This is a genomic window from Litorilituus lipolyticus, assembly GCF_006439335.1.
In the GTDB taxonomy this organism is placed as follows: Bacteria; Pseudomonadota; Gammaproteobacteria; order Enterobacterales; family Alteromonadaceae; genus Colwellia; species Colwellia lipolytica.
The window spans coordinates 1-21517 of record NZ_SAWY01000019.1; the positions used below are offsets into that span (position 1 = coordinate 1).

18 protein-coding genes are annotated in these 21517 nt (G+C 36.7%); 5 read left to right on the forward strand and 13 right to left on the reverse strand.

Annotated elements, in window-relative coordinates:
• Window positions 1-771 precede the first annotated feature (771 nt).
• Window positions 772-1230, forward strand: coding sequence for an RNA recognition motif domain-containing protein (locus tag EPA86_RS08055; RefSeq protein ID WP_140602926.1), 459 nt, complete (start codon window positions 772-774; stop codon window positions 1228-1230).
• Between the two features lie 61 nt (window positions 1231-1291).
• Here EPA86_RS08055 and EPA86_RS08060 read toward each other — a convergent pair whose 3' ends face one another.
• Window positions 1292-2539 (reverse strand): DUF5610 domain-containing protein, encoded by a 1248-nt coding sequence (locus EPA86_RS08060; protein ID WP_140602927.1) that lies wholly within the window; start codon window positions 2537-2539, stop codon window positions 1292-1294.
• A gap of 206 nt (window positions 2540-2745) precedes the next feature.
• Here EPA86_RS08060 and trmA point away from each other — a divergent pair, with 206 nt between their 5' ends.
• On the forward strand, window positions 2746-3840 hold the full coding sequence (gene trmA / locus EPA86_RS08065) for a tRNA (uridine(54)-C5)-methyltransferase TrmA (protein ID WP_140602928.1): 1095 nt from the start codon (window positions 2746-2748) through the stop codon (window positions 3838-3840).
• A 3-nt stretch (window positions 3841-3843) separates the two neighbouring features.
• Here the strand turns inward: trmA and fabR are convergent, their stop codons facing one another.
• Window positions 3844-4470, reverse strand: coding sequence for an HTH-type transcriptional repressor FabR (fabR, locus tag EPA86_RS08070; RefSeq protein WP_140602929.1), 627 nt, complete (start codon window positions 4468-4470; stop codon window positions 3844-3846).
• A 180-nt stretch (window positions 4471-4650) separates the two neighbouring features.
• Here fabR and EPA86_RS08075 point away from each other — a divergent pair, with 180 nt between their 5' ends.
• The 3 genes from EPA86_RS08075 to EPA86_RS08085 all read left to right on the forward strand — a co-directional run bounded on the left by EPA86_RS08075 (window position 4651) and on the right by EPA86_RS08085 (window position 8016).
• On the forward strand, window positions 4651-5769 hold the full coding sequence (locus tag EPA86_RS08075) for an acyl-CoA desaturase (RefSeq protein ID WP_140602930.1): 1119 nt from the start codon (window positions 4651-4653) through the stop codon (window positions 5767-5769).
• A 66-nt stretch (window positions 5770-5835) separates the two neighbouring features.
• Entirely contained in the window at window positions 5836-7266 is a 1431-nt protein-coding gene (gene sthA / locus EPA86_RS08080) for a Si-specific NAD(P)(+) transhydrogenase (protein ID WP_140602931.1), read from the forward strand.
• A 243-nt stretch (window positions 7267-7509) separates the two neighbouring features.
• Window positions 7510-8016, forward strand: coding sequence for a phosphoglycerate mutase family protein (locus EPA86_RS08085; RefSeq protein WP_246058311.1), 507 nt, complete (start codon window positions 7510-7512; stop codon window positions 8014-8016).
• A 55-nt stretch (window positions 8017-8071) separates the two neighbouring features.
• Here the strand turns inward: EPA86_RS08085 and EPA86_RS08090 are convergent, their stop codons facing one another.
• From EPA86_RS08090 to mutL, 11 genes are all read right to left on the reverse strand, one after another.
• Window positions 8072-9508, reverse strand: a complete 1437-nt coding sequence (locus EPA86_RS08090; protein WP_140602932.1) for a hypothetical protein — start codon at window positions 9506-9508, stop codon at window positions 8072-8074.
• Window positions 9509-9518: 10 nt separating this feature from the next.
• Entirely contained in the window at window positions 9519-10652 is a 1134-nt protein-coding gene (locus tag EPA86_RS08095; RefSeq protein ID WP_140602933.1) for a hypothetical protein, read from the reverse strand.
• A gap of 213 nt (window positions 10653-10865) precedes the next feature.
• Window positions 10866-12107, reverse strand: coding sequence for a malic enzyme-like NAD(P)-binding protein (locus tag EPA86_RS08100; protein WP_140602934.1), 1242 nt, complete (start codon window positions 12105-12107; stop codon window positions 10866-10868).
• 412 nt (window positions 12108-12519) lie between these two features.
• Window positions 12520-13815, reverse strand: coding sequence for an adenylosuccinate synthase (locus EPA86_RS08105; RefSeq protein WP_140602935.1), 1296 nt, complete (start codon window positions 13813-13815; stop codon window positions 12520-12522).
• 143 nt (window positions 13816-13958) lie between these two features.
• Window positions 13959-14531: a hypothetical protein gene (locus EPA86_RS08110; protein ID WP_140603165.1), complete on the reverse strand. Its 573-nt coding sequence runs from the start codon at window positions 14529-14531 to the stop codon at window positions 13959-13961.
• A gap of 128 nt (window positions 14532-14659) precedes the next feature.
• A complete protein-coding gene (gene hflC, locus EPA86_RS08115; RefSeq protein ID WP_140602936.1) occupies window positions 14660-15547 on the reverse strand; it encodes a protease modulator HflC in 888 nt (295 codons plus the stop codon).
• Between the two features lie 3 nt (window positions 15548-15550).
• On the reverse strand, window positions 15551-16708 hold the full coding sequence (gene hflK / locus EPA86_RS08120; RefSeq protein ID WP_140602937.1) for an FtsH protease activity modulator HflK: 1158 nt from the start codon (window positions 16706-16708) through the stop codon (window positions 15551-15553).
• An 88-nt stretch (window positions 16709-16796) separates the two neighbouring features.
• The gene (gene hflX, locus EPA86_RS08125) at window positions 16797-18083 is read right to left on the reverse strand and encodes a ribosome rescue GTPase HflX (protein WP_140602938.1); all 1287 of its coding nucleotides are present in this window, start codon (window positions 18081-18083) and stop codon (window positions 16797-16799) included.
• A gap of 40 nt (window positions 18084-18123) precedes the next feature.
• On the reverse strand, window positions 18124-18381 hold the full coding sequence (gene hfq, locus EPA86_RS08130; RefSeq protein WP_140602939.1) for an RNA chaperone Hfq: 258 nt from the start codon (window positions 18379-18381) through the stop codon (window positions 18124-18126).
• Between the two features lie 192 nt (window positions 18382-18573).
• Window positions 18574-19473 carry a tRNA (adenosine(37)-N6)-dimethylallyltransferase MiaA gene (gene miaA / locus EPA86_RS08135; protein WP_140603166.1) on the reverse strand — a complete coding sequence of 300 codons (900 nt, stop codon included), beginning with the start codon at window positions 19471-19473 and terminating at the stop codon, window positions 18574-18576.
• An 84-nt stretch (window positions 19474-19557) separates the two neighbouring features.
• Window positions 19558-21492 (reverse strand): DNA mismatch repair endonuclease MutL, encoded by a 1935-nt coding sequence (gene mutL, locus EPA86_RS08140; protein ID WP_140602940.1) that lies wholly within the window; start codon window positions 21490-21492, stop codon window positions 19558-19560.
• Window positions 21493-21517: the final 25 nt, after the last annotated feature.

Here is a 21517-nt window from a genome sequence, read left to right on the forward strand (position 1 = left end):
TCTGAGCCATGATCAAACTCTTCAATTAAAAAATCGTTTGTGATGCCGAAGCATCTGCTCAATGAATTCTGTCGTGATACCAACTAAAAGTTGATATCGCATTACATATATAAGTATATATTTATCTGTGTGACATTCATCAAAGTGCTGTTTTATGTCCAATGGACTAGGTAAAATCAACATCTGAGTGAGTGCCCACACAAATTGCATGATAACTAATTGTTAAAGAATTTGTTCCGTATGGAACGCTGATTAATCGCATTCGTTAATCAGTGAACTTCGTAAGCTTTGCCTCGAAGCGGATGCGCATTGTACGCTTCCCAGTTTCGATGTCAACGTTTATTTTTATAAAAAAGTGATTTATTTTTTAACTCACTCCTTAACGTTAACTGAGTTAAATATCTCATATTTGATCTACTTAACTTAGCAAAACACTCCGTTGGTGATTCGTTTAAGCTGAACCTCTCAGAAGTGGGGCGCATTTTAGAGATATTTTCGAAAGGATCAAGCACTATTTGATCCTTTTTATTCGTTCGAACACTTTTGAATCAAAATGTTCACAAAACCACCGATTGTTAGGTAACTTTCTAAGGATTTAACTTTTTATAAGGCCATTTATCACGTAAGGTGGTTAAAAGTTGCATGTTTTTTACACTTATAGTTGCACAATATTTCAAGCTGGGTAACATAGAATCGCAATTTGTGTTTACTCATGCTTTAAACAAATTCATATAAATCTCAAACAAAATAATAATTAATTAGGTATTCATTATGAAATCTCCCCAAATATTAACAGTTATCATTGCTGCTGTATTTGCACTTATCAGCTATATCATTTCAACATCTATAGCTATTACTCCCCTTTTAGTTGCAGTATTTGTTTTTGTTAGCGCTATTGTTGCTACTCTAATAAGTAGTAACTCAAGAACTAACGATGCTTCAGATTCAAACGACTCAAATGAAGAAATTAAAACACTATATGTTGGTAACTTACCGTATAGAGCTAATGAGGCTGTAGTTAGAGAATTGTTCTCTGAACATGGTACAGTACAATCTGTTAGATTAATGAAGGATAAGCATACTGGCAAACGCCGAGGCTTTGGCTTTGTGGAAATGGCCGCAAGCGATCTAGACAATGCAATATCAGCATTGAATGATACAGAGTTTCAACAACGAACACTGAAAGTACGTGAAGCTAAAGAACGCCCTGAGCGAACTGATAATAATTAATAGAGTTAGTTATTACTCTAGATGCATAATTTTAAGCCACAAGTATGTGGCTTTTTTATTGCTATGTATTTGATATTAGCTTATCAACGACTTCATGCCATTTCGTTAACATAGTATTTGTAGTTTCTTCGTTTTTGGCAACTAGGCCTGCTTTTAAAATACCATCGTAAAATTGTTTAATTTGGCTATAATCTTTTGAGAATATCTTTTCTGCTCTTTCTTCGATTTTTTTAAATTGTTCAACAAAGTCTATTACCGGTTTCATTTTATTCGCTGTAGCCTGTTTTTCTTCTGCTTTTTCTTTATCGGCAATATTTGAAACATCGGTATATTTTCTACTGGCAACATTACTATTTATCATGGATAACTGAAGATTGAGACTTGAAATTTCTTCTGCATTAAAATTGAGTTCTTGGGCCTTTTCTAATGCTGAGGTTAAATCACCAGAGAAGAAATCTTTTTGCAATTTGGCAACATCTAACACCAATTGTTCTATTGATTGTCTCTCTTGATCGTCTAACTCACCTTGCACTTCAAAGCTAAAGTTCACTTCTTGATAACTAAACTGCTGTTCAATACTTTTATTATCACCAATATATCGGCTTTGCTGATTCGCCATTAAATGCTCGAACTTTATAATAACATTGTCACCGTCCGCTGTGACAATTGATAAATCACTGCTATTAAAGGATTGGCTGATTGAGTTATCAAGAAATTCTTTTTTAACATCATCGTCATTGCGAGTAAGAATACTTTCGGAAAGTTTATCAATTCCTTGGTGAATGAGTTCCTGACTTTTTGCTATTCCTTGAGAAAGTTCGTCATCAAGTATAGTCATCTCTTCTAGTTCTTTTAATGCATCTCCAACACCAATATCTACGCCTTTATGGGCTTGATCAAACATAGTGCTAAGCTTTTCTTCATTTGCACCATTTTCTTTTGCCGTCATAATACTTTGACTAATAAAACTCATAACATTTTCTGCTACCAGCTCAAAATCAAACAAAGAATTAGCATCACTTTCTTTCTCAGCTTTTTGTAAATCTACATTTGCGAGTTCTTGATATACAGATTTTTGTGATGAAGATGTAGAAGAGCGTGTAAATGAAAGGTGGGCAGAAATACTTTGCAAAACTAATTTAGCAGAAATGCTGTTTTTATGGTTGACCATCAGCTCCTTTAAATTGTCTGCCTTGTTTATTTCATTATTACTAACAGTTTGATTACTATGGGGATGTTTTTTTAATTTCGGCGAGTGAATGCTATTCGCTATACTTGCTTCATTATTTAGTTTATTTACGTTTGTCATCATAATCACCTTGCAGTGCCTTATCGCCAGTAATTATTTATCGGCCATCCCTTTTAAAACTTGAGTATAGCAGTCTATCTTAAGCCTATATAATTAAAGAGTTCGAGAACACAAGTCCCAAAGAAAAACCTAGACAAAAACTAAGGTAAGAGTAAAATTTGCGCCTTTATTTTTATTATAAATCGTCCCTGTATTAAGGAATACTTATGTTCAGTCATATCCACCCTGATAATTACACAGAACAACTCGTTGAAAAACAAAACGAAATGACTGAATTATTCAAAGAATTTTCTTTACCTGATGCAGAAGTTTATATCTCTGAACCTATGAATTACCGGCAACGTGCAGAGTTTCGGGTATGGCATGAAGGTGATGATCTTTATTACATTATGTTTAATAGTGAAACTAAACAAAAATTTAGAGTGGATGAGTTTCCTGTCGCTAGCACTTTAATAAACCAAGGGATGAAAGCGTTATTAGAAGCTATTAAAGATCAGCCTACTTTGCGCTTCAAGCTATTTCAAGTTGATTTTTTAGCAACACTCAGTGGTGAGTTACTAATTAGTTTGCTCTATCACAAGCCATTAGATGAAGCATGGGAGCTTGCTGCAAAACAACTTAAAACTCTATTATCCTCTATCGCGCCTGTAGATATTATAGGCCGAGCAAAAAAACAGAAAGTCATCATAGAGAAAGATTACGTCATGGAATCACTCAAGGTTGGTGATGATACCTATGTTTATCAGCAAGTGGAAAACAGCTTTACTCAGCCTAATGCTAAAGTTAATCAAAAAATGTTACTTTGGGCACAAGAAGCAACAGAAAATGCAGCTGGTGATTTAATAGAGCTCTATTGCGGTAATGGCAATTTCAGTATTGCTCTAGCAAAGAATTTTGATCGCGTGTTAGGAACAGAGATCTCTAAGACCTCAGTTAAGTCTGCTCAAATTAATATTAAAGCTAATAATATCTCAAATATTGATATTGTTAGAATGTCGAGTGAAGAATTTAGCCAAGCAATGAATGGTGAAAGGCAATTTCGTCGATTAGAGGGGTTTGACTTAACTCAATATAGCTATGACACTGTACTTGTCGATCCTCCAAGGGCAGGTCTTGACCCTGACAGTGTCGAGCTTGTTAGACAATTCAACAAAATAATCTATATCTCTTGCAATCCTGAAACATTAAAACAAAATCTTAGTCAGCTGATTTCAAGCCATAAGGTTGAAAAATTTGCTTTATTTGATCAATTCCCTTTCACTCATCATGTTGAAACAGGAATCATTTTGACACGAAGGTAAGTTTTATTCTTTACCCGCTTTTCTGCGGCTGCTTAAATCAGCCGCGCCTCTTGCAATAAATCGTAGCTGTTGAATAGTTCTAATTGATAACTGTTTTAACTCAGACTTATCATCGACATCTAATGCATCAGATCCTGCACTAAATACAATAGTTACCGCTGCATTGGCTTGTAAATAGGCGATATCTGCATCTAACTTATTTGCTTGTTGCAAATAATCACACAGCTCTAATGTGAAATATCGAATTTCTCGAGAAACCGCGGCTCGAAACGCTGCAGAAGTCCCAGAACGCTCCCTTAATAAAAGTCTAAAAATATTACCATTACTTTCAATGAACTCCATGAATGTTTCTACAGATATTTGAATAACTGAGCCACCCTTTGCAATGCGTTGTCTAGCTTGTCTCATTAACTGCCTTAAGGTTAATCCGGCTTCATCAACTAACGTTAACCCAAGCTCATCCATATCAGTAAAATGACGATAAAATGAAGTTGGCGCTAAGCCTGCTTCTTTAGCGACTTCGCGTAAACTTAAACTCGAAAAGCTACGTTGAGGACTTAATTGATTCAAAGCAGCATCAATTAATTGGCGACGCGTTTTTTCTTTTTGTTGGGCTCTAACACCGCTCATTTCATAATTCTCTTAAAAACAATTTCTTTACTATAATAAGGCAATCAAAATTAAAAGTCAGTTACATAGACTTTTTGATTTTTTTGATAAACCCCTTGACTGGTCAGACAACATCGTTAAACTATAAAACGGTGTACACGTGTACGCTTATTTTTTAAAGCAACGACTTGTGGAAAGAGCATGAAAAAACCCGCTATTATTTGGCTTAACGTAACGATATTTGTAGTGACCTTCCTTGTTGCTGCTATCGGTGTTCCCTACCGAGCTTACACGCATGGCTTCGATGCCATGGAAATGAGCTTTGCCCTTATTTGTTTTATTTATTGCGGTATGTCAATTACAGCGGGCTATCATAGATTATGGTCACATAAAACTTACCAAGCTCATTGGAGTTTAAGACTGCTTTTCGCATTAGGTGGCGCATTTGCATTGCAAAACAGTATATTGCATTGGTCTTCCGATCACAGAGTTCATCATAAGCATGTAGACAATAACGATAAAGATCCTTATTCCGCAAAGATGGGGTTTTGGTATTCCCATATTGGCTGGATGTGTAGAGAGTATCAGGCTCACCGCTATAGTGATTACAATAATGCACGTGATCTGCAAAAAGATGCCATTGTCATGTGGCAACATAAACATTACATTTTGTTGAGTTTAGTTATGAATTTTGGTGTTCCCATTGCTTTTGGGTTGTGGCATGGCAATCTCATTAATAGCTTATTACTCGTGGGCTTTTTACGCTTAGTACTTAGTCATCACACGACTTTCTTCATCAACTCATTAGCACATATTTGGGGTAAGCAAACTTATACTGATAAAAATACCGCAAGAGATAATGGCTTTTTAGCTTTTCTTACTTTCGGTGAGGGATACCATAACTTCCATCATATTTTTGAAAATGATTATCGAAATGGCATTCGTTGGTGGCAATTCGATCCAACAAAATGGTTAATTAAGTCTTGTCAGTGGCTTGGTTTAACCTCTAAGTTACGTACAAGCCCTGAAGATAAAATTGAAAAGATGCGCCTAGCAATGATGTTAAAACGCAGTCAGAAAAAACTCATTAATCACCCCGACGCTGAAAAACTGCGTTTAAAGCTTCAGCAAGAGTACGATGCACTCATTGTGAAAATAAATGCTTTCTATCAGGTTAGAAAAGCTTTGCTTCAAGCTAAAAAAGAACAGGTTATCAATGATGTTGAAAATTCTGAATTGCTAGCTCAGTACAATGAAGTCAAGCAAAAATTAGTTGAACAACGACGCTGTTGGCAACTTATCACAGCAAACCTTGTTTAAAAACAGTTAACTTATGCTCAAATCCTGCTAAAATTTTTCATAACTGTAGGATTTGAGGTGTAAATTTTGACAAAGAAAAGTGCTAACCCAAAAAAAAAGAATGCTAACTACGATTACGATGTCATAATCATTGGCACTGGCCCTGGCGGTGAAGGAACCGCAATGGAGCTTGCTAAAAAGTATAAGAAGGTTGCTATTGTAGAGCGTCACAAGGATGTTGGTGGTGGTTGTACCCACTGGGGCACTATTCCTTCAAAAGCACTCCGCCAAAGCGTCAGCCGACTAATTGATTATAACTCAAACCCTCTCTTTCGTGGTCACGAAAAAGCTAAGCATTTAACCTTCCCTGACATTTTGAAACATGCATCTTCTGTTATTCATAAACAAGTGCAATTACGCAGTGGTTTCTACGACAGAAACCGTGTTGAGCATATTGTGGGTGAAGCCTCTTTTATTGATGAGCATACGTTAAAAATTGTGAAAGATGATGCCTCTGTCGATGAATTATCAGCTCGACAAATAGTTATCGCCACGGGTTCAAGACCTTATAAACCTGCTGATATTGATTTTAACCACCCACGTGTTTATGACTCTGATACCATTTTGTCACTTAAGCATGACCCTCGCTCTATCATCATTTATGGTGCAGGTGTTATTGGTAGTGAATATGCCTCTATTTTTCGTGGATTAGGTGTCAAAGTAGACCTTATTAATACCCGCGATAGGTTGCTATCTTTTCTTGATGATGAAATGTCAGATTCTCTCAGTTATCACTTATGGAATAACGGCGTAGTTATTAGACATGGCGAACAAATTGAACGGGTTGAAGCTAATGACGATGCGGTTATTGTACATTTAGAGTCTGGCAAGAAAATGCGGGCCGATTGTTTATTATTTGCTAACGGTCGAACGGGTAATACTGCCGATTTAAATTTACAAAATGCAGGGTTAAAAGCTGACGGTCGTGGACAACTTAAAGTCAATGACCAATACCAAACTACCGTGAGTAATATTTATGCCGTTGGTGATGTTATTGGCTATCCAAGTTTAGCTAGCGCAGCGTACGATCAAGGTAGGTTAGCAGCCTCTGCGATGATTGATAACCAAAGTACAGCCAAGCTTATTGAAGATATTCCTACAGGTATTTACACCATCCCTGAGATTAGTTCCGTTGGTAAAACAGAGCAAGAATTAACTGAAGCAAAAATTCCTTATGAAGTTGGTCGTTCGCAATTTAAGCATTTAGCGCGTGCACAAATTACTAATAGTGTTGTCGGCTCGTTAAAAATTCTTTTTCATCGTGATACTAAAGAAATTCTAGGAATTCACTGTTTTGGTGAAAATGCTGCAGAAATTATCCACATTGGTCAGGCAATTATGCAGCAAAAAAATGGTGGTAATAATATTGAATACTTTGTGAATACTACTTTTAACTACCCGACTATGGCAGAAGCATTTCGTGTTGCGGCATTAAACGGACTTAATAGGTTATTTTAGCCTTTCTATATAGATGGAAGTAGCACTGTATAGTGCTACTTCTTTACCATAAAGTCGTATTTGCATTATTAACTACTCACTCCCTCTTTTTTAATTTGCTGGTATTTTAATCAGCCGTTATTTTCTTTGGTTATCTTTATTATTGAAAATTAATACAAAATTTATTAATAAAAACCATTGATCATCACGTTTAATATATGTTAAAAATTTGTTTATAGTATAATTAATAGGCTGTAAAAACATATGACTTACAAAGCAGTATTGATAAGTTTAGGCATGCTTGCTTCGGCAAGTAGTTTTGCCGCTGATAATTTTAGTATTTACTTGACCAGGCATGCCGAGAAAGAAAATAGCCAGAGTGATAAAAACCCCTCGTTAACGGGTTGTGGAAAAGTAAGAGCTCAACAGTTAGCAACATTATTATCTTCTGCAGATATTAAACAAATTTATAGCACGACCTATCAACGTACTATGCAAACTGCATTACCTTTATCACTGCAAGAAAGGATATCGATAAAAAACTACAACCCAAGGTTTTTAACTCAAATAATGATGGAGTTAAAACAAAATAGAGAAAACACGTTAGTGGTAGGCCATAGTGATACAACACCTATGATTGCCGAATATCTGAGCGGCCAGCCGTTAGAGCAGTTTAAAGAAAACCAATATCAAATCCTGTATCAAGTTCAGTTTATTGACGAAGAAGTTATTTTAACGACATTGACTCAACCTTTAGAGTGTAAAAAATAAAATGGGCCAATTATGGCCCAATATTTATTAGCTTAGACTCACAGTCAACCAACCATTAATAAATTACCAGCTTCGCTTCATACAACCTGCTTGCTCCTTTAGATTCTTCAAAATATAGTGTTACTTGGTAATTATCGGTATCAATGCTGACTTCATTATCTAATTCAAACGCTTCAATTGGAAATTTTTGACGCATTTCGTCTAACTTTCCATCTTGCTTAAATTCATTCAAGTACCAAGGTATATCTAATTCTCTGCTAACCTGCTGAGCAAACACTTCTTCAACAAAACTAATTGACCTAATATCTTCACGCTTTGTTTCTACATATAAATTTGAATTAAAAAGCGTTAAAAAATGACTCGCTGATTTATAAATTCTGCCGACAGGGTTACCAAGTTGGCTTTCTAACAACTTAGCATCAATACCACTTTCTGCTTGCAACTTTGCATAAACACCACTAATTGCATCAAATTGCGCTTCTCTTTGGGAGGAAGCTTGAAGTTTTGCTGGCAGGTGCTCACTCGATTGCAAAGTAAAGTCACTTAGATAAAAGTGCTTCTTATTGGTTTCATGATCTATGCTGTAATCAAAATGCAAAATCAAGGTAGCGTTATCTTCTTTAACTATAATCTGGTTCTTATTGTTTAATGCCAAGTCAGAGCCCAAAACTTCTTTAACTTTCGTCAGCGAGGCATTACGTTCTATAGCTCCATTCACGAACCAGACCTTATCATCATAAAAATCTAATAGTGGAATTTCATTTAATAAGGTTGTTGATAATGGTGCTATACGGGTTTGAACCTTTACAACTTCATTATTCTTAAAATGAAACCAATGGCTCCGACCATAGCCTAAAATTAACTCATCCGTGGATACTTGTAATTCCACACTTGGATCTCCCAGTGTTTCTCTTACTTCTTCGTAGGTCGAAGAAATTGTCAAACCATATATACCCTTTATCGCAGAGACTTCATTGGTCAGTACTTCAGGGCGATGCAATTTGGGTTTTACTGGTGGCTTGAAGACAAATTTAGTTTTTATGCGAGCAGTAGTGATGACTGATTTCACTTGTTTATAGCCCTTTTCATTATAGGGTGTCGCTCGTGAACTCAATTTAACATCACCTTGTGAATACTTTATTAGCTCTGCTTCATAGCTAACATAGAACTCAGAGATACCATCTTGTCTATGGCCATAGGATTTCGCAGAGTTGAGTGTTTTCTTAACTTTTTTTTCAATAATAATCACCGCATCAGCACCAATCGATGCGCCTTTATTTTTAAGCTTCTTGATAAGCGCTTGCGTGGTCTTAATATCATAGGGTTCTTTGGTTTTCTTTTTTGCGGTGTAGCTTTTTATTACTTGATAATCAGATAAAGGATAATAATTTAAAATAGAGGGAAAGGAGTCAGAAGCGTATACAGGAAAACCTACGGTAAATATAAAAATTGCCAATACGTTAGTCTGTAATTTCTTAAAAAGATTAATCATAAATAATCCTTTACCTATTATATTGAGAAGTAGATAGACCATAACTAATTAAGGTTTTATCTTGGTTGAGTTTTATTAACAGCGAGCTAATCGAAGGATATACAGCCATAAATTGTTGTTGATTTACTAATTTTTCATCTATGTTTGGCTTAACGAGCATACTCAACTGTCTATAGGATTCTATAAGTTTTACTGTCGAGGTATTTTGTTGGATGTGTTGCTCAATGGGCTCATTTAAAGTAAAGACTTGCAGCTCAACATTACTCCAATTTACATACCACTTGGCATGTCTATTGCCGTTACCTAATGCACTAGCAAACGATAAGTTCTCTATTAAGGTGGTAAATGGTAAATACTGTTCTTTAGCCTTTTGAAAGCGAACTTTCATCTCCGCTTGTGCGAGGTTTGATTCAACCTGGGATAACAGTGCCTTACTCTTATCTACCAAATGGCTATTTAATTTCCACAATTCATCTGCGCTATGATACTGAGCAATGTTAATTAAGTGTTCACTTAAGCCCTTTACTCTTTTTTGCTGTTCATTGATGCCTTGATACCAACCATTTTCGTCAAGTATCAAATGTGAGCTTTCCTTTTCATCAATCAACTTGAGTGCTTTCGTTAAGGCTCGGGAGCTTTTACCTAATTGCTCTAAATATTGATTAATGGTGATCAAATCCCAGTCTGTAACACTTTTATTCTGATATTTATCTAATAAGATAGAAATGTTTCTAGGTAACAAGTCATATGATTTCTTGAGGTTTTTCTCAACAGCCAAAAGCCACTCAACTTTTTTTCCTGTCATGACTAGCATTGCTTTACTATCTTGTGCTGGCCAAGCTCTATAAGCTCTATGACTCGATAAATATGCTTGGTAATCCTCACCAGATAGTTGTAATGCTATCGCTTTGTTATATGCCTTACTCGCTTTGTTAGCACGTTCAAATGCTTTACCATACTCCGTAGGCGATATTTCATTTAACTGAGTTAATGCTACAACAATCTTTTCAATATTTTTGGCAGCAAGAGCTTTTTCATAGTCAACAAGTGCCGCCTCATGTTCGGCGCTTGTACAACCCAATAAACCTAGCACAATAGCAAGGCTGAATATTCTCCATTTCTTATGTGATGTAAAAACACCCATTAATAATATTCCTTTGTTTTTCAATCAATTCTATATGCTAATCATCATAAAGAATAACCTGATGAAATAATACCTAAAAGAGTACGTGTTAAAATATACCTCGCCTTTCTCAGCCATATTTTTCAACCATAAAAAAAGCCACAATATTGAAATATTGTGGCTTTAGTAAAAAGTATTTAACTTTCATGAGTCAAACTGTTGTTGACTATAAACTTATTCCATATAGTTTGCAGGTAAATCTAAGGCAGCAACTCCTGAATCAACCGCTGCTTTTGCTACAGCTTTTGCAACAGCACCGCAAAGCCTAGAATCCATTGGCTTTGGAATAATATAATCTTTACCAAACGATAATTCTTTCTCGCCACTAGCAATTAATACCTCTTCTGGCACAGGCTCTTTAGCTAATGTACGAATAGCATGTACTGCAGCAACTTTCATTTCATCATTAATCGTTCTAGCACGAACATCTAATGCACCACGGAAAATAAACGGAAAACACAAAACATTATTAACTTGGTTTGGATAATCTGAACGTCCAGTAGCCATAATTAAGTCATCACGCGCTGCCAATGCTAATTCTGGCTTAATTTCAGGATCTGGATTCGAACAAGCAAAAATTACTGGATTATCTGCCATCAATTTTACTTGTTCTTGCTTTAATAAATTTGGACCAGAAACACCAACAAAAACATCTGCACCTTTAATCGCATCATCTAATGTTCGTTTATCGGTATTATTGGCAAATAGTTTTTTATAGTCATTTAAATCGTCACGGCGTGTATGAACAATTCCCTTTGAATCAAGCATGTAAATTTTTTCACGCTGAGCACCACATTTAATCAATAATTCCATGCAGGCAATAGCAGCAGCACCAGCACCTAAACAAACAATGTTAGATTGGTTTATATCTTTACCCTGTATATCTAGGGCATTCATTAAGCCTGCTGCCGTAACGATCGCTGTGCCATGTTGATCATCATGAAAAACTGGGATTCGACAACGTTCAATTAGGGCTTTCTCAATTGCAAAACACTCAGGCGCTTTAATGTCTTCTAAGTTAATTCCACCAAAGCTGTCAGCTATATTGGCTACCGTATTAACAAATTCTTCCACTGTTTTATGCTTTACTTCAATATCGAACGAGTCAATGTTAGCAAAGCGCTTGAACAATAATGCTTTACCTTCCATAACTGGCTTTGATGCCATTGGACCTAAATTACCAAGTCCTAATACTGCGGTACCATTACTTATTACGGCAACGGTATTACCTTTTGCCGTGTACTTATAAACATCATCAGGATTTTCTGCTATTTCTCTGCAAGGCTCTGCGACACCGGGACTATAAGCTAAAGACAAATCTTCACTCGTTTCAGCAGCTGTTGTTAATTGAACGCTGATCTTTCCTGGCGTTGGTGAAGAGTGATAATCTAAAGCTTGTTGACGTAAATCTGTCATGGTGTTTTCCTAATGCGTTAATGTTATGGTCAGTTAGATCGTATCGACTGCTTATGCTCTAAGCTATTATTGTTATGTTTATATGGTATTGTAAAAGTCTGAGCCCATAAAAGGCCATTTATCTATATACAATTGCTGTAAGCTATAAAGAATGTAACCTTATACTTAGCAAATTACCTATTAATTTTCTTAATAGTGACTATTAAGCGCAATATTATACAACGAAATGACCATGCCATCTGGTAAGACTAGCTAGCGAATTGAAAGTAACAAGAATATAGCTCAAGCCCTTATAAAATAACTACTTGTAATGGAATATGAATTATTTAAATAAGTGGAACAGTTTTTATTTAATATTTTAAGTAAAAAAAAACCCAGCTAATGCTGGGTTTTAATAAATACTTAAAACTTATTAAGCAAATGGATTTACTTTAATAATTGTTTCTACGCGATCTGGACCTGTTGAAATAATATCAACGGGTACGCCGGTTAGCTCTTCAATACGCTTTATATAAGCTAGAGCATTACTTGGCAAAGCATCAACAGATGTTGCGCCAACTGTACTTTCACTCCAACCTGGCATTTCTTCATAGACAGGAGTGATTTTCTCATAACCTTCTGCCGCTGTTGGTGGAACAGTAATCACATCGCCTGATTCGGTTTTATAACCCGTACAGATTTTTAATGTTTTCAAACCATCTAATACATCAAGCTTAGTTAAGCAAAAACCAGTAATGCTATTAACTTGTATAGCACGATGCATTGCAACGGCATCAAACCAACCACAACGACGTTCACGACCTGTTGTCGCACCAAACTCGTGTCCAACAGTACCTAAATGATGACCAATTTCATCATCAAGTTCAGTTGGGAAAGGGCCTGAACCAACACGTGTTGTATAAGCTTTAGTAATACCCAAAACATAATCTAAATTACGAGGACCAAAACCACAACCTGTTGCAACACCACCTACGGTTGTATTTGATGAAGTAACATAAGGATAAGTACCGTGATCAATATCTAGAAGTGTACCTTGAGCACCTTCAAACATAATTGATTCACCATCTTTACGTGCTTGATCTAAGATTTCTGAAATATCAGCAGTCATCGCTTTGATTATTTCTGCTACCGCCATTGCATCAGCAAGTACTTCTTCATAGTTTACTGGTTCTACTTTGTAGTAGTTAACTAATGAGAAGTTGTGATATTCAACAATTTCTTTTAGTTTCGCTGCAAATGATTCCGCACAGAATAAATCCCCTACGCGTAACCCTCTACGAGCAACTTTGTCTTCATACGCTGGACCTATACCACGGCCCGTTGTACCAATGGCTTTATTACCACGTGCAACTTCACGTGCTGCGTCTAACGCATTATGGTATGGAAGAATTAAAGGACATGCATCACTAATTAAAAGGCGTTCTCTAACAGGAACTCCCTTTGCTTCTAGCATGGTAATTTCAGCCATAAGAGCTTTCGGGCATAATACTACGCCATTACCAATTAAACATTTTACATTATCACGTAAAACGCCAGAAGGAATTAAATGCAATACGGTTTTTTCACCGTTAATAACAAGTGTGTGGCCTGCATTGTGGCCGCCTTGATAACGAACTACATATTTAGCTTTATCGGTTAGTAAGTCTACAATCTTACCTTTACCTTCGTCACCCCATTGGGTTCCTAGAACTACTACGTTTTTGCCCATGTTTACTATTTCAAAAGAAAATTAGGCGGGGATTTTAGCAAAAATCAAATATGAGTCCAAGCAAAAGTTGTGCATTTTTTCTGCTTAAAAAAAATGCACAATAAAGTGAATAACTTACCTAAATTAAATTTATAATTAGATTTTTAACGATAGCCCCATGGCGCTTCCGGTGGATTTATCGGCTGTGTTAAATCAAAATCCACACGAAACTCTCGGCCTTGTCTAATTAAGCGGTAAGTAAACTTATCTTTATAAATAAACATTTGCCATGTATTACCTACCGATTGTGGGATCGCGTGTTTCACAAATAATTCTTTTGAATATTGATCTGCAGGAAATGATTGAACATGTGACCAACCCGCATCAATAGTATGCCCACCGTACATAGTAGATTTATCTGAACTACCATCTTTATGTCTGTGATCATGCTTTAACGATAAGCCTGAGCCTGTTTTGGTAAGCAACCATGTTCTTGACGCATCATCACCCACATGAAAAGGCACTTGCAGCTGTTTTTCGCTACATTTTCTCACGTGCATAACCAGTTTTTTTTCAGAAAAACTACTACTTGGTGCATTATCAACAGTAACTTTGCCTTGATATGCTTTACCACAATGCTTAGCGATATTATCAAAGAAGTCATCATGGGTCGGAATAGAAACTAATGGTGCTTCTGCTGCGTTCACTGCGAACGCCATTATGACAGACATTGCCATTAATAAGCTTTTTTTATAGGTCTTCATATTTACTCCTTCAAAAATCTTAACTGAAAGTATTATTAATATTTCATCAATAAAAAAGCCAGCAAAAATGCTGGCTTTTAACACTAATTTTAATGTAAAAGTTACTTCTTCGGCTTCATACCATCTTTGAGGTACTGGAAGAACTCACTATCAGGTTTAACAACCATCACATCACTTTTACTACTAAAGCTTTTCTCGTACGCTTCTAAGCTTCGAAAGAAGCTATAAAACTCGGCATCTTTCTTATAAGCATCAGAGTAAACTTTCGCTGCAAGGGCATCACCTTCACCACGAATAGTAAACGCATCCTTCTGAGCTTCAGCTAACATAATAGTCACTTTAGCATCTATAGTTGCTCTGATGATTTCTGCTTGTTCTTGACCTTGAGAACGATGCTCTTTTGCTACGGCAGTACGCTCTGCACGCATACGGTCATAGATTGAGTTACTGACTTCTGTAGGTAAGTTAATTGCTTTAATACGAACATCAACAACTTCAATACCTAGATCAGCTCGGCTACTCTCAGCACTTGCTAACGCTTGTGCCATAATTGCATCACGATCGCCAGACACTATTTCTTTAATAGTCCTATTACCAAACTCGGTACGCAAACCGTTATTTACCTTTTGTTTTAATAAGGCACGAGCATTATCAACTGAGCCAGAAGTACGTAAATAGTAGGTAGGAAAATCAACAATGCGCCACTTCACAAATGAATCAACCATTAAATCTTTTTTCTCAGCCGTAACAAAACGATCTGGTGCTTCATCTAATGTTTGAATACGTGCATCAAGTTTTTTAACCGATTCAATTAATGGAATTTTAAAGTGCAAACCAGGCTCTTTAATCATCATTTCATCAGTGACTGAATCACGCTTAATTTTTGAGAATTGAAATACAATACCTCGTTGTCCTTCATAAACGATAAAAACTGACGAAACTACTAATACAAATAGAAACGATATAACTGCAATGGAAAAATTCTTCATTACTTAGTTTCTCCCACTGTTAAATCTATCAGTACGACCTGAAGTCGATGATGAAGGTGAAGTATTTACGCTACCACTTGAAGTAGAAACCGGTGAATATGATTGGTTACTAGAACGTGAAGCAGGTTGTTGCTGTTGAATAATTTTATCCAGCGGTAAATACATCATGTTATTACCACCTTCAACATCAACCATCACTTTACTGGTGTTACTATAAACTCTTTCCATTGTCGCAAGATATAAACGCTCTCTTGTTACATCTGGTGCAGCATGATATTCCGGTAATATTTTCTCAAAACGAGCCACCTCACCTTGTGCATCTAAGACTGTTTGCTCTTTATAAGCAATAGCTTCTTGCTCCATACGTTTAACTCGACCACGAGCTCTTGGTTCAATTCCACGCGCATAGGCTTCAGCTTCCCTTAAGAAACGAATTTCATCTTCTTGTGCAGCGATAGCATCATCAAAAGCATCTTTCACTTCATTAGGCGGACGTGCGTCCTTAAAGTTAACATCTACAATAATCAAACCAAGGTGGTATGGTTCAATTATTTTCTCTAACTCTTCCCAGACTGATTGACGTATTTGTTCACGACCGCTAGTTAATATGTCATCCATTTTGGCATGACCGACAACATAGCGAAGTGCACTATCAAGCGATTGGCTTAAGCTATCATCAGCATTTGTAACACTGAATACATAATCTCTTGCATTAACAACACGATACTGAATCTGCATGTCAACACGTACAACATTTTCATCTTGCGTCAGCATAAACCCTGATGCAGGTAAATCACGTGTGCTTTGCATATCAACGGGAATAATTCTGTCAATAAATGTCCACTTAAAGTTAATACCAGGATCAACTGTTCCTGCGTATTCACCAAAACGTAACACTATACCTTTCTCAGCTTCTTTAATCGTATAGAAACCGCTAAAGGTATAAACCACAAGACCAATAATCAGTAGTATGGTTAACCCAATACTCGAAAAGCTTTTACCTGAACCCGATCCACCATTAGATGTTTTCCCACCAAAAATTCCGGTCACTTTTTTACCTAAATCATTTAGTAGTTCATCTAAGTCTGGTGGCCCTTGGTTCTTGCCACCTTTATTTTTCCAGGGGTCTTTATCATTATTCCCCGGTTCATTCCAAGCCATTTTGTTCTCCACTCATTGTAATGTGACATGTGCCACTCAATAATATTAAATCAAAAACTTCTATTACTACGCTAGTGCCTAGTAATTATTATAACTCTACGTATGTTTCTATTCTGTTGGCTTCATTTTTAACAAGCCTATTCCACTCTCTTTTAGGGAGTTTTACCTCAAGGTGGCAGTGACCTTGTTCATCATAATGTTCTTTGGTAATACAGTTTAACTTATATAACTCCCCTCGAAGCTTACCTTCATTGGGAGGAATATTTAATTGATGATTAACAACTTGCTTCCCTAAACGTTCTGCTAACGCTTCAAAGAACAATTCTATACCTAAATTTGCTCGAGCAGATAACCAAACCCTAATGGGAGTTCCATGCTCGTCTCTGTCTATTCTAGGTTCAATATCATCAAGATTATCTATTTTATTACAAATGACTAACTGCGGAACTTCATTCGCTTCAATTTCTTTTAGTACATGTTCCACTTGTTCGATATTTTCATTTCGACTTTCATCAGAAATATCAACAACATGCAACAAAAGTTCGGCTTCTCTAGTTTCCGTTAATGTTGCTTTAAAAGCTGCGACCAAATCATGAGGTAAATGCCTTATAAAACCAACGGTATCAGCTAATATAACACGCCCTACACCTTCAATCTCAATGCGACGTAATGTTGGATCTAGTGTCGCAAATAACTGATCAGCAGCATACACTTCTGCTTGAGTTAATACATTAAATAGTGTTGATTTACCCGCATTAGTATAACCAACCAATGAAATAGTCGGTATTTCTGCCCTATTTCTCGCTCTTCGGCCTTGTTGACGCTGCACTTCAACTTTCTCTAGTCGCTTACGAATATTTATCATTCGTTCTCGAAGCAAGCGTCTATCAGTCTCTAATTGTGTTTCACCAGGGCCACGTAAGCCAATACCACCTTTCTGTCTTTCTAGGTGAGTCCACCCTCTGATCAATCGGCTACTTATATGCCTTAATTGAGCAAGTTCGACTTGAAGTTTACCTTCATGAGTTCTCGCTCTTTGCGCAAATATATCAAGTATAAGTGTTGTTCTGTCGACGACTCGGCACTGACATAGCGCTTCAATATTCTTTTCTTGTGAGGGGGTTAAGCTATGATTAAATAGAATGACATTAGCATCATATAATTTTACGGCTTCTGCAATCTCATCGGCTTTTCCACTACCGACAAAATACTTGGGGTGCGGTGTATTTCGTTTGCCAGAAACAACCGTTAATTCATTAACACCAGCAGAAGAGACAAGCATTTTAAATTCTGCTAAATCTTCTCGACTCGTTTCATCAGGAAAATCGAGGTGAACAAGAATTGCCTGCTCACCTGCTTGAAAACGATCAAACAAAAACGTTAAACCTTACATTACACACTACTATGAAGATCTATTATGCATCCGATGATAAATCATTTTCTGCCTGTCCTGGTGTTGGAGCAGTGTTAACTGCTCTTGCAGGTACAACAGTCGATATTGCGTGCTTATACACCATTTGACTCACAGTATTTTTCAGTAGTATGACAAACTGATCAAAAGACTCGACTTGTCCTTGTAGTTTAATACCGTTAACTAAATAAATTGCAACTGGAATGCGATCACGACGTAAAGCATTCAAAAATGGGTCTTGAAGAGATTGCCCTTTTGCCATTATATGGTCCCTTTTATTATTATGTAAAAATAAAATATCTAACAATGCGTATTAAATAGCAGATAAAACAGTTAAAGATATACGCCAATCTTTAAACAAACTTACTACCTATTTGTATAATTTCAAGCAATAAAACTAATTATACATCAATATTTTAATAATGCTTGATTATTGCCAAGCCGTAGCACAAAACTATGGTTCTATATTAACCATAGACAGTACTTTTGATAAATTTCTTTCATCATTGGTAGTTAGCCAATGTAAATCAGGCCAACTTCTTAACCATGTCAACTGACGCTTAGCAAGTTGTCGAGTTGCGCAAATACCACGAAATACCATTTCATCATGGCTGCATTCATCATTCAAATACTGCCACATTTGCCTATAACCAACACATCGGATAGCAGGCATATCTTCATGTAAATCGCCACGTTCTTTAAGCTTTACGACTTCTTTTTCAAAGCCTAAATCAATCATTTGATTAAAACGCAAAGCGATTCTTTCGTGTAATTCACTACGTTCTGTTGTGCTGATAGCAAATTGTAAAACATTCCCTTCGAGCTTATCACCTTTTAATTGAGATAATTGTGTCAAAGTGTTGCCAGTGATGCGAAACACTTCAATTGCTCGGCTAATACGTTGACTATCATTAGCATGAATTCTCTCGGCCGAAACAGGATCAAATGTAGCTAACTGTTCATGCATGGCAGGCCAACCTAATGTGGCCGCTTCAACTTCAATCGTCTTCCTAATCTCTTGATTAGCTTCTGGCAGAGGAGATATACCTTCAATTAAGCTTTTAAAGTACATCATGGTACCGCCTACTAATACCGGAATACGATTATTAGCTCGACTAGTTGCAATTTGTTTTAAAGCATCGCGACAAAAGTCAGCAGCTGAATAGCTTTCACTTGCATCCAGCAAGTCAATCAGTGCGTGAGGGTATTGTTGTAACTCTTTTTCCGTTGGCTTTGCAGTACCGATATCCATATCACGATAAACCAAAGCAGAATCAACACTAATAATATCGCAAGGTAATGCGTCATATAAAGCCATAGCCAGCGCAGTTTTTCCTGAAGCGGTAGGCCCCATGATACATATAACAGGCAGTTGGTCTGATGAATTATTAGTAGACAATGATCTAACACTCTTTGCTTTGGTTACATCAACCAAAGATTATTGAAGTTGCTTGATACTAGATGTAAGGTCAACCTCAACAGAATTCAATAGCAAAATACTATTTAGTTGAACATTTAGTAAGTTTTTCCCAAGTATGAGTAAGTTTTCTGCATCTTGTAATTGATATTGCTCTAAAATTAACGCTTTTGCTATTGATGAACAGCAATCCTTTTCGGTGAGTAAGTTATTGTTTTTATAGTGTTCGCTATTTAGTAACTCATTAATAATACATAAAAAACTATTGCTTATATCTCTATCTCGTAACACCGCAGGAAATTGGCGTATTTGAATACGGTTATTTGCTTGTTCGGTAAAATGTATGCCCGATAAATTTAGCCATTCCTTTTGACTTGTGATGACATTTTTCTGTTCATCATCAATTTGTAACATAACAGGTAGCAATAATGGTTGACTGATTAACCCTTCTGGAACTTTCTGCCAGTTTTGCTTGATTTGCTCGAAATAGATGCTTTCTGCAAAGTTTGTCAAAGACAGTAATCTCAACCCCTCTTTTTCTTTAAATACTGCAAAACGGTTTTCCGCAACATGTAGAAAAAAACTAGTCTGATTTGAATCACTGGCATTTGACTCAATCTGTTCAGCATTACTAACATCTATACTCTCATTTGGTTGAGTAGTTATAGGGGTTTCCATGAGGCGTTGGTAATTACTTACTGCCGCCGAAGAAAATGAATTATTATTCGCGCCATTATAAGCAAGATTTGCTTGATTATTTGGTGAAATAGAACTCGGAGAAAGAGAGCCGATATAACCTGCTTGCTGATGATTAACACTGTCTTGGTGATGTAGATTTATTAGCTCGTTAGCCTCATTTGATTTTGCGTTAGAAGTTGCAGGGTATTGTGCATAATGATTTTCTACCACAGGCTGGTTTTCAGCGAAACCACATGCCGAATCATCATCTGTTAATGATAATTCGTTTTGAAGCCCTTGGTGGCATACAGAATATATAAAATCATGGACATAACGACTTTGATGAAAACGAACTTCATGTTTTGCAGGGTGCACATTCACATCAACATCTTTATGATTAAGCGTTAAAAATAGTACAAAGGCGGGATATGCATCATGAGGTAATAAATCCGAGTAAGCTTGTCTAATGGCATGGTTAATCAACTTATCCCTCATCATTCGGCCATTGACATAACTGTAACATAGGTCATTTTGACTACGAGAAAAGCTTGGTTTGGCCAGCCAGCCAGAAAAGGTCATATCATCATGTTGACATTCAACTTCTATCGCATTCTCAATAAACTTTTGCCCACAAACCATAGCAACACGCTTCGCTTGCTGAGCTTTTGTCGATGCTATGCGATATTGTCTTACCGTTTTCCCATTATGGGTTAATGTGAAGCCAACGTCGAAGCGTGCTAAAGCAATACGGCGAACCACTTCATCTATATGATGAAACTCTGTTTTTTCTGTTCTTAAAAATTTACGGCGAGCAGGAGTATTAAAAAACAGGTCTAGCACTTCAATACTCGTCCCATCGGGGTGAGCCGCTGGCTTAACAGTTACCGCCATGTCTCTCCCTTCAGCGTTAGCTTGCCAAGCATTGACTTGCTCTTTAGGTTTAGACGTTAATGTTAATCGTGCCACAGAGCTAATACTAGCTAATGCTTCTCCTCTAAAGCCTAAGCTATTGATAGCCTCTAAGTCATTTAAATCTTTTATTTTACTAGTGGCATGACGGCTCAATGCTAGAGTTAGTTCATCTTTGACGATGCCTGAACCATTGTCACTAATTCTGATTTTTTTAATGCCGCCCTTAACTACTTCAATATGTATATTGGTTGCGCCAGCATCTAAGCTATTTTCTATTAACTCTTTAATAACTGATGCAGGGCGTTCAACGACTTCACCTGCCGCAATTTGGTTAGCTAAACGGGCGGGTAGTATTGCAATAGACATATTTAAGCGTTACCAAGGTGTTGTA

Bases quoted from the DNA above. Each gene is read 5' to 3' on its own strand.
- EPA86_RS08105 (WP_140602935.1), bottom strand. From the start codon at position 13,815: ATGGGCAAAAACGTAGTAGTTCTAGGAACCCAATGGGGTGACGAAGGT.
- EPA86_RS08075 (WP_140602930.1), top strand. From the start codon at position 4,651: ATGAAAAAACCCGCTATTATTTGGCTTAACGTAACGATATTTGTAGTG.
- fabR (WP_140602929.1), bottom strand. From the start codon at position 4,470: ATGAGCGGTGTTAGAGCCCAACAAAAAGAAAAAACGCGTCGCCAATTA.
- trmA (WP_140602928.1), top strand. From the start codon at position 2,746: ATGTTCAGTCATATCCACCCTGATAATTACACAGAACAACTCGTTGAA.
- EPA86_RS08085 (WP_246058311.1), top strand. From the start codon at position 7,510: ATGACTTACAAAGCAGTATTGATAAGTTTAGGCATGCTTGCTTCGGCA.
- EPA86_RS08055 (WP_140602926.1), top strand. From the start codon at position 772: ATGAAATCTCCCCAAATATTAACAGTTATCATTGCTGCTGTATTTGCA.
- hfq (WP_140602939.1), bottom strand. From the start codon at position 18,381: ATGGCAAAAGGGCAATCTCTTCAAGACCCATTTTTGAATGCTTTACGT.
- EPA86_RS08095 (WP_140602933.1), bottom strand. From the start codon at position 10,652: ATGGGTGTTTTTACATCACATAAGAAATGGAGAATATTCAGCCTTGCT.
- hflC (WP_140602936.1), bottom strand. From the start codon at position 15,547: ATGAAGAATTTTTCCATTGCAGTTATATCGTTTCTATTTGTATTAGTA.
- mutL (WP_140602940.1), bottom strand. From the start codon at position 21,492: ATGTCTATTGCAATACTACCCGCCCGTTTAGCTAACCAAATTGCGGCA.
- EPA86_RS08110 (WP_140603165.1), bottom strand. From the start codon at position 14,531: ATGGCAATGTCTGTCATAATGGCGTTCGCAGTGAACGCAGCAGAAGCA.
- EPA86_RS08060 (WP_140602927.1), bottom strand. From the start codon at position 2,539: ATGACAAACGTAAATAAACTAAATAATGAAGCAAGTATAGCGAATAGC.
- miaA (WP_140603166.1), bottom strand. From the start codon at position 19,473: ATGGGGCCTACCGCTTCAGGAAAAACTGCGCTGGCTATGGCTTTATAT.
- EPA86_RS08090 (WP_140602932.1), bottom strand. From the start codon at position 9,508: ATGATTAATCTTTTTAAGAAATTACAGACTAACGTATTGGCAATTTTT.
- EPA86_RS08100 (WP_140602934.1), bottom strand. From the start codon at position 12,107: ATGACAGATTTACGTCAACAAGCTTTAGATTATCACTCTTCACCAACG.
- hflK (WP_140602937.1), bottom strand. From the start codon at position 16,708: ATGGCTTGGAATGAACCGGGGAATAATGATAAAGACCCCTGGAAAAAT.